Genomic DNA, 7372 nt, shown 5'->3' on the forward strand with positions numbered 1-7372 from the left:
CCCGGCCGTTGAGCTCGGCCGCGCTCAGGCGCAGGTCGCCGCAGACGACCGCCTCAGCGTCCGGGTCCGCCGCGACCCGCGCCTCGAACAGCTCGGCGAGATTGCCCGATAAAGAAGGAAATTTCATGAAAACTCCGGCTTTTAGGTACGACGATGGACCTGCGGAGAGGGAGACTTCTCATGGCCCGAGAGGCGCGGACCTGGACCGCGGACCGCGGGTCCGCGCCCGGTGAAGATCGGCTGGGTGGGAAATCGGCTCGGTGGAGACCGGGGGAACGGGTGGCATGCCGGGCGGACGCGCGGGTCCGGCCGGCTCAGACTCCGGAAAGGCCGCGCGGCCGCATGTCGGTCCAGTGCGCGTTGACGAAGTCGAGACAACCCTGCCGGTCGTCCTCGCCGTGCGCGACCTCCCAGCCGTCCGGGACGTCGATGGAGACCGGCCAGAGGGAGTGCTGCCCCTCGCCGTTGACCAGGACGAGATAGCGGCCGTCTTCGTCTTCGAACGGATTGCTCATGAGAACTCCGTGCCGTCGGGTGTGGTCGTCCGTGCCATCGGGCCGATCGGACGCAGTGGTACCACGCAGGGTCCGGCGATGGCCAGATACGCGTGCCCTGATATCGATCAGTGCGAATCCGGAGTATGCCGTTCAAGGCTCCGGCGCTGTCAACCCTTGACAGCGCCGGATGAAAACCACAAGATCCCGATATGCCGGGAATGACCGGTAGAAGACGGGGGAACGACCATGATCGACTGTACCTCGCCGCCGCATGCCCGCTTACGCCGGCTCCCGGCCCGCGACCCCGGTCACGCGTCCGGCCGGACGCGGCGCGGCGGCCGGGAGCGGGTTCCCGGCCGCCGCGCCGGGCCCTGACCGGGCGGCTGATCCCGCTCAGACGTAGAGGCGCAGCAGGTCCTCCTCGGTCTCGCGGCGCACGATCACCCGCGCCGCCCCGTCGCGCACCGCGACCACCGGCGGCCTGGTCACATGGTTGTAGTTGCTGGCCATCGACCGCTGGTAGGCGCCCGAGGCGGGGATCGCCAGCAGGTCGCCCGGCCGCACGTCGGCCGGCAGCGGCAGATCGCGGACGAGCACGTCGCCGCTCTCGCAGTGCCTGCCGACCACGGTGACCGGCCGCTGCGGGGCGTCGGAGGCGCGGGAGGCCAGGACGGCGGTGTAGGCGGCGCCGTACATCGCCGGGCGCGGGTTGTCGCTCATCCCGCCGTCCACGCTGACGTAGGTCCGCACGCCGGGGATGTCCTTGACGGTGCCGACCTCGTAGAGGGCGACGGCGGTGGGCCCGGCGACGGAGCGGCCCGGCTCGACGGCGAGCCGTACCCGGGCGGGCACGGCCTCGCGCAGCGCGGCGACCACCTCGGCGGGGCTCGGCGGCGCCGGGTCGCCCGGCCGGTGCACGATGCCCAGGCCGCCGCCCAGGTCCAGCTTGGGGATGGTCACGCCGTGCCCGTCCTCGCAGGCCGCCAGGAAGGCGGCCATCCGGCCGGCGGCCAGGGTGAAGCCGCCGAGGTCGGTGATCTGCGAGCCGATGTGGGAGTGCAGGCCGGCCAGCTCCAGTGAGTCCTCGGCCAGGACGCGGCGGACCGCCTCGGCGGCCAGGCCGGCGTTCAGCGAGAAGCCGAACTTCGAGTCGTCGCCGCCGGTGGCGATGAACTCGTGGGTGTGGGCCGTGACGCCCGGGGTGACGCGGATCATCACCCGCTGGCGCGTCCCGGCTCCCGCGGCCAGGGCGGCGAGCCGCTCGATCTCGGTGAAGGAGTCCACGACCACGCAGCCGACGCCCCAGGCGACGGCGCGGCGCAGCTCGGCGACGGACTTGTTGTTGCCGTGGAAGACCACCCGCGCCGGGTCCATGCCCCCGGCCATGGCGACGGCCAGCTCGCCGCCGGTGCACACGTCGAGGCAGAGCCCGGCGGCGTCCAGCCAGCGCACCACCTCGGGGCACAGGAACGCCTTGCCGCCGTAGTGCACCTCCCCGTCGGGCAGGGCGTCGCGCCACAGCGCGCAGCGGGTGAGGAACTCCTCCTCGTCGAGGACGTAGGCGGGCGTTCCGAACTCGGCGGCCAGGTCGCGCACGCCGATCCCGCCGAGGCGCAGCTCGCCGCCGGACCACTCCGCGGTGCGCGGCCAGCCGCTTTCGATCACCAGGCTCATGGGTGACGACGGTAGGGCCGGGCGGAGGCCGTGCGGCCGGAGCATCGAATATTCCGTGGCTCAGGCTCGCAAGCATTCAGGTGTGTTCGGGCCGTTATCCACCGTCGGCAGCATGAGCTGCACTATTCGCAAAGCAGGAGGTTCCGTGACAAAGCGCCTGTATTCAGTCGTTGCTGCCGCGTTGGTCGTCTCGGCACTCGCCGGCGGCTGCGGGCGCTCGTCGTCGGGGAGCGACACGGGCGGCGCCGCGGCGGCGGCCGGCAAGTCGGCCAAGGACCTGGTGCCCGAGGCGGTGCGCAAGGCCGGCGAGCTCCGGATGGCGACCTCGGAGGGCTACCCGCCCATGGAGATGTACAAGAAGGGCACCCAGGAGCTCATCGGCGTCGACCCCGACCTGGCCGCCGCCATCGCCGCCAAGCTCGGCCTCAAGGCCAAGGTGACCAACGCCGCCTTCGACGGCCTCATCCCCGGCCTCCAGGCGGGCAACTGGGACATCGCGATGTCCTCGATGAGCGACACCGAGGAGCGCCGCGCGGCCGTCGACTTCGTCGACTACTTCAACGCCGGCGGCGCCATCATGGTCAAGAAGGGCAACCCCGAGGGCATCAAGACCCTTCCGGACCTGTGCGGCCGGACCGTCGTACTGGCCAAGGGCAGCTCCAACCTCGCCATCGGCCAGCGCCAGGACGAGAAGTGCGCCGACAAGATGAAGATCATGCAGAGTGAGGACGCCCCCACCGGCCTGCTGAGCATCGACTCCGGCCGGGCCGTCGCCACCATCGTCGACTCGCCCGTCGCGGCGATGTACGCCAAGGAGACCGGCAAGTACGACGTGCTGTCCGAGCAGTACGACGCCGGCCCCTGGGGCATCGCGATCGACAAGCGCAACACCGGTCTGCGCGACGCCGTGGCCAAGGCCATGCAGGAGCTGATCGCCGACGGCGGCTACCGGAAGATCCTGGAGGAGTACGGCGTGGCCGCCAACGCCGTCCCCGAGGCCATGGTGAACACCAAGCCGTGGAAGTGACCCAGAGCCCCGGGACCGCCGGGAACACCGCGGCCGGCCAGGAGCCCGACCTGCCCATCGACGCGATCCGCCCGCCCCGGCCCGGCCGGTGGGTCGCGGCGCTCGCCGCCGGGCTCGTCCTGGTCTGGCTCGCCTACACGATCATCGTCAACGAGAACCTGCACTGGGACGTCGTCGTCGCCCACCTCGGCGACGGCCGGGTCCTGGGCGGCCTGTGGGTCACCATCCAGCTCACCGTGCTGTCGATGGCCATCGGCCTGGCCCTGGGCGTCCTCGCCGCGGTGATGCAGCTGTCCGGCAGCGGCGTCCTGCGGGGCGCCTCCGCCCTGTACACCTGGTTCTTCCGCGGCACCCCGCTGCTGGTCCAGCTCATCTTCTGGTTCAACATCGGCCTGGTCTTCCCCGCCTTCGGCATCGGCGTCCCCTTCGGCGGCCCCAAGCTGGTCGAGTGGCAGGCCAACGAGCTGATCACCCCCTTCACCGCGGCCCTGCTCGGCCTCGGCATCAACGAGGGCGCCTACATGGCGGAGATCGTCCGGGCGGGCATCCGCTCGGTGGACCCCGGCCAGCGCGAGGCGGCCGAGTCGCTCGGCATGTCGCACCGGCAGGTGCTGCGCCGGGTCGTGCTGCCCCAGGCGATGAGGGTGATCGTCCCGCCCACCGGCAACCAGTTCATCTCGATGCTCAAGACCACCTCGATGGTCTCGGTCATCGCCGGAGCCGAGCTGCTGACCGTCTCCCAGCGCATCTACCTGGGCAACTTCGAGGTCATCGCGATGCTGATCGTGGCCTCCATCTGGTACATGGTGCTCACCACCATCGCGAGCGTCGGCCAGCACTTCATCGAGAAGCGCTTCGAGCGCGGCCACCACGCGCTGCCGACGAGGATCCGCCGCAACCTGCGGCCGTTCGGCAGGGGGAACGCGTGACGACCGAAACCGGCGCCAGGCCCATGGTGCGGATCCGCTCGGTGCGCAAGTGCTTCGGCTCGGTCGAGGTGCTCAGGGGCATCAGCCTGGACGTGCCCGAGGGCGGCGTGGTCTGCGTCGTCGGCCCCTCAGGGTCCGGGAAGTCGACCCTGCTGCGCTGCGTCAACCGGCTGGAGACCATCGACTCCGGCCGCATCTGGGTCGACGGCGACCTCATCGGCTACGCCGAGCGCGACGGCAGGCTGCACCACCTCGGCCCCGCCGCCCTGTCCCGCCAGCAGCAGGACATCGGCATGGTCTTCCAGCGCTTCCACCTGTTCCCGCACCGCACCGCGCTGGAGAACGTCATGGAGGGCCCCGTCGTGGTCAGGCGCGTCCCCAGGGCCAGGGCCCGCGTCCGCGCGATGGAGCTGCTGGAACGCGTCGGCCTGGCCGACCGCGCCGGCCACTACCCGGCCCAGCTGTCCGGCGGACAGCAGCAGCGGGTCGCGATCGCCCGCAGTCTGGCCATGGACCCCAAGCTGATGCTCTTCGACGAGCCGACCAGCGCCCTCGACCCCGAGCTGGTCCAGGAGGTCCTCGCGGTCATGCGCGACCTGGCCGCCAGCGGCATGACCATGATGGTGGTGACCCACGAGATGGGCTTCGCCCGCGAGGTCGGCGACGACCTGATCTTCATCGACGGGGGAGTGGTCGTCGAGCGCGGCAACCCCCGCGAGGTGCTCGCCGCCCCCCGCCACGAGCGCTTCCGCGCCTTCCTGGGGCAGGTGCTGTGAGCGGCCTCGACCTGCTGCTGACCGGCGGCCTGGTGATCGACGGCACCGCCGGACCCGATGCGGCCCGGCACGCCGACGTCGGCGTCCGCGCCGGCCGCCTCACCGTCCTGCCGCCCGGCTCCCGCGCCGGGGCCCGGGAGGTCCGCGACGTCACCGGCCTGGCCGTCGCGCCCGGCTTCATCGACGTGCACACCCACTCCGACGGAGTCACCCTCATCGGCGGCGAGGCGGGCCGCGACCTGGCCGGCGCCTCCGTGCTGCAGGGCGTCACCGTCGAGATCTGCGGCAACTGCGGCTCCAGCCTCTTTCCCGCGCTGCCGGAACGGCTGGCCGCGATGCGCGCCGAGACCCGCGTCTCCTTCGGCGGCGACGTCGGGATGTACGAGGACTTCGGCGGGTTCGCCGCCGCGCAAGCCGCCGTGCCCCGCGCCAACCACCTGGCCTCGCTGGTCGGGCACGGCACGCTGCGCTCGGGGGTGATGGGCCCGGTGGACCGGCCCGCCGCCGCCGGCGAGCTGGAGACCATGTGCGCGCTGCTGGACCGGGCCCTGGCGGCCGGCGCCGCGGGACTGTCCACCGGCCTCATCTACACCCCCGGAACCTACGCCGGCACCGGCGAGGTGACCGCGCTCGCGGCCGTCGCCGCCCGGCACGGCAAGCCGTACGTCACCCACCTGCGTGACGAGATGTCCCGGGTGGAGGAGGCGCTGGAGGAGGCCGTGGAGATCGCCCGCGGCAGCGGCGCGGCGCTGCACGTCTCCCACCACAAGACCGCCGGGAAGTACGCCTGGGGGCGGACCGAGCGGACCTTGCCCAGGATCGCCGCGCTGCGCGCCGAGGGAACAGATGTCACATGTGACGTGTATCCCTATACTGCGGGGAGCACGGCGCTGGCCGCGATGCTCCCGCCCTGGGCCTCCGAGGGAGGGGTCGCCGCGCTCACGGCGCGCCTGACCGACCCCGGCCAGCGCGACCTGATGCGCAGGGCCATCGCCGAGGGCGTGCCCGGCTGGGAGAACACCGTCGGCAACGGCGGGTGGGACCGCATCTCGGTCGCCTGCGCGCCCCGCCACTCCGAGACGGAGGGGCACACGATCGCCGAGCTGGCCGCCGCCCGCGGCCAGGACCCCCTCGACGTGGCCGCCGCCCTGCTCGTGGCCGAGCAGGGCGAGGTCACCATCATCAGCCACTCGATGATCGAGGACGACGTGCGGCGGGTGCTGGCGGCGCCGTACTCCATGATCGGCTCCGACGGCGTCCCCAAGCCCGGCGGCCGCCCCCACCCGCGCTGGGCGGGGACGTTCCCCCGGGTCCTGGGCCGCTACGTCCGGGAGCTGGGGCTGCTCGGCCTGCCCGCGGCGGTGCACAAGATGACCGGCATGGCGGCGGCGCGGTTCGGGCTGACCGGGCGCGGCGTGATCGCCGACGGCGCCCACGCCGACCTGGTCGTCTTCGACCCCGGTACGGTCGCCGACGGCGCCACCTTCGCCGACCCGCTGCTGCCGCCGGCGGGCGTCCACGCGGTGCTCGTCGCCGGTGAGACGGTGGTCCGCGACGGCGCCGGGACCGGCGCCCGGCCGGGGACGGTGCTGGCGGTATGACAGACGACGCGGAGGACCTGATGAGAGACGACCTGGAGGACCTGGACGGGCCGGGCACCGTCGCGGTGTCCGTGCCCGGCCTGATCTCCCGCCACGAGGACGCCGAACTGGTCCTGGCCAGCACCGGCAAGCTGCTGCTGCTGGCCACGGCGGCCCGGGACATCGCCGCCGGCGCGCTGGATCCGGCCGAACCCGTGGAGATCCGCCCCGGCGACCGCTGCGGCGGCTCCGGCCTGCTGGGATCGCTGTCCGGCGACCGCTGGACGGCCGGGGACCTCGCGGTGCTGGTCGCCTCGGTGAGCGACAACACCGCCACCAACGCGCTGCTGCGCCGCATCGGCCTGGACCGGGTCGCCGAGGCCGCCGCCGGGCTGGGGTTCACGCGCACCCGCGTCCTGGACCGGATCCGCGAGCCCCGGCTGCCGTCGCACCCGCCGGCCTTCGCCCTCGGCACGGCCGGCGAGCTGGCCCGGTTCGCCGCCCGGCTCGACGGCACGGAGGAGTGGAGCCGGATCATGCTGCGCTGGATGGCGCACAACACCGACCGGAGCCTGGTGCCCGCGCTGCTGCCGCACGAGCCCGAGGACCGCGAGATCCCCGTGGCGCCCCCGCGCGGGATGGTCTGGGTGGCCAACAAGACCGGCACCGACACCGGCGTGCGCGCCGACGTGGGCGTCATGATCGGCCCGGAGCGGCGGATCGGCTACGCCGTGGTGGCCAACGGGCCCGCCGGGAGCGAGCACGCCCTGGTGCGGAGCGCCCGCCGGGCGGGCCTGGCCGTCGGCCGCCTGGCGGGCCTCACCCTCTGAGGGGCGACGAAGTTCACCGCGTTGATCATGACCACCACGACCATGATGGTGATCACCGG

General features: G+C 72.9%; 7 protein-coding genes. 5 read left to right on the forward strand and 2 right to left on the reverse strand.

The features are described from left to right. Positions 1-314 precede the first annotated feature (314 nt). Together AB0D67_RS38635 and lysA are read right to left on the reverse strand one after the other, a co-directional pair. The gene (locus AB0D67_RS38635) at positions 315-515 is read right to left on the reverse strand and encodes an MbtH family protein (RefSeq protein ID WP_362947279.1); all 201 of its coding nucleotides are present in this window, start codon (positions 513-515) and stop codon (positions 315-317) included. Positions 516-890: 375 nt separating this feature from the next. Beyond that, a complete protein-coding gene (gene lysA / locus AB0D67_RS38640) occupies positions 891-2171 on the reverse strand; it encodes a diaminopimelate decarboxylase (protein ID WP_362947281.1) in 1281 nt (426 codons plus the stop codon). 145 nt (positions 2172-2316) lie between these two features. Here lysA and AB0D67_RS38645 point away from each other — a divergent pair, with 145 nt between their 5' ends. The 5 genes from AB0D67_RS38645 to AB0D67_RS38665 are packed head-to-tail and all read left to right on the forward strand — an operon-like array spanning position 2317 to position 7313. Beyond that, on the forward strand, positions 2317-3198 hold the full coding sequence (locus AB0D67_RS38645) for an ABC transporter substrate-binding protein (RefSeq protein ID WP_362947284.1): 882 nt from the start codon (positions 2317-2319) through the stop codon (positions 3196-3198). Next, positions 3189-4127, forward strand: a complete 939-nt coding sequence (locus AB0D67_RS38650; RefSeq protein ID WP_362947287.1) for an amino acid ABC transporter permease — start codon at positions 3189-3191, stop codon at positions 4125-4127. The genes AB0D67_RS38645 and AB0D67_RS38650 overlap by 10 nt, the downstream gene beginning before the upstream one ends. Before the next feature lie 23 nt (positions 4128-4150). Further along, complete coding sequence (locus AB0D67_RS38655; RefSeq protein WP_362947294.1) at positions 4151-4903, forward strand: amino acid ABC transporter ATP-binding protein; 753 nt, start codon at positions 4151-4153, stop codon at positions 4901-4903. After that, the gene (locus tag AB0D67_RS38660) at positions 4900-6504 is read left to right on the forward strand and encodes an amidohydrolase family protein (RefSeq protein ID WP_362947289.1); all 1605 of its coding nucleotides are present in this window, start codon (positions 4900-4902) and stop codon (positions 6502-6504) included. The genes AB0D67_RS38655 and AB0D67_RS38660 overlap by 4 nt, the downstream gene beginning before the upstream one ends. Further along, entirely contained in the window at positions 6501-7313 is an 813-nt protein-coding gene (locus AB0D67_RS38665) for a serine hydrolase (protein WP_362947291.1), read from the forward strand. The genes AB0D67_RS38660 and AB0D67_RS38665 overlap by 4 nt, the downstream gene beginning before the upstream one ends. Positions 7314-7372: the final 59 nt, after the last annotated feature.

Source organism: Streptosporangium sp. NPDC048047, assembly GCF_040653115.1.
Lineage (GTDB): Bacteria > Actinomycetota > Actinomycetes > Streptosporangiales > Streptosporangiaceae > Streptosporangium.

Coding starts and splice junctions, on each gene's coding strand:
- lysA (WP_362947281.1), bottom strand. CDS start 2,171: ATGAGCCTGGTGATCGAAAGCGGCTGGCCGCGCACCGCGGAGTGGTCC.
- AB0D67_RS38655 (WP_362947294.1), top strand. CDS start 4,151: ATGGTGCGGATCCGCTCGGTGCGCAAGTGCTTCGGCTCGGTCGAGGTG.
- AB0D67_RS38635 (WP_362947279.1), bottom strand. CDS start 515: ATGAGCAATCCGTTCGAAGACGAAGACGGCCGCTATCTCGTCCTGGTC.
- AB0D67_RS38665 (WP_362947291.1), top strand. CDS start 6,501: ATGACAGACGACGCGGAGGACCTGATGAGAGACGACCTGGAGGACCTG.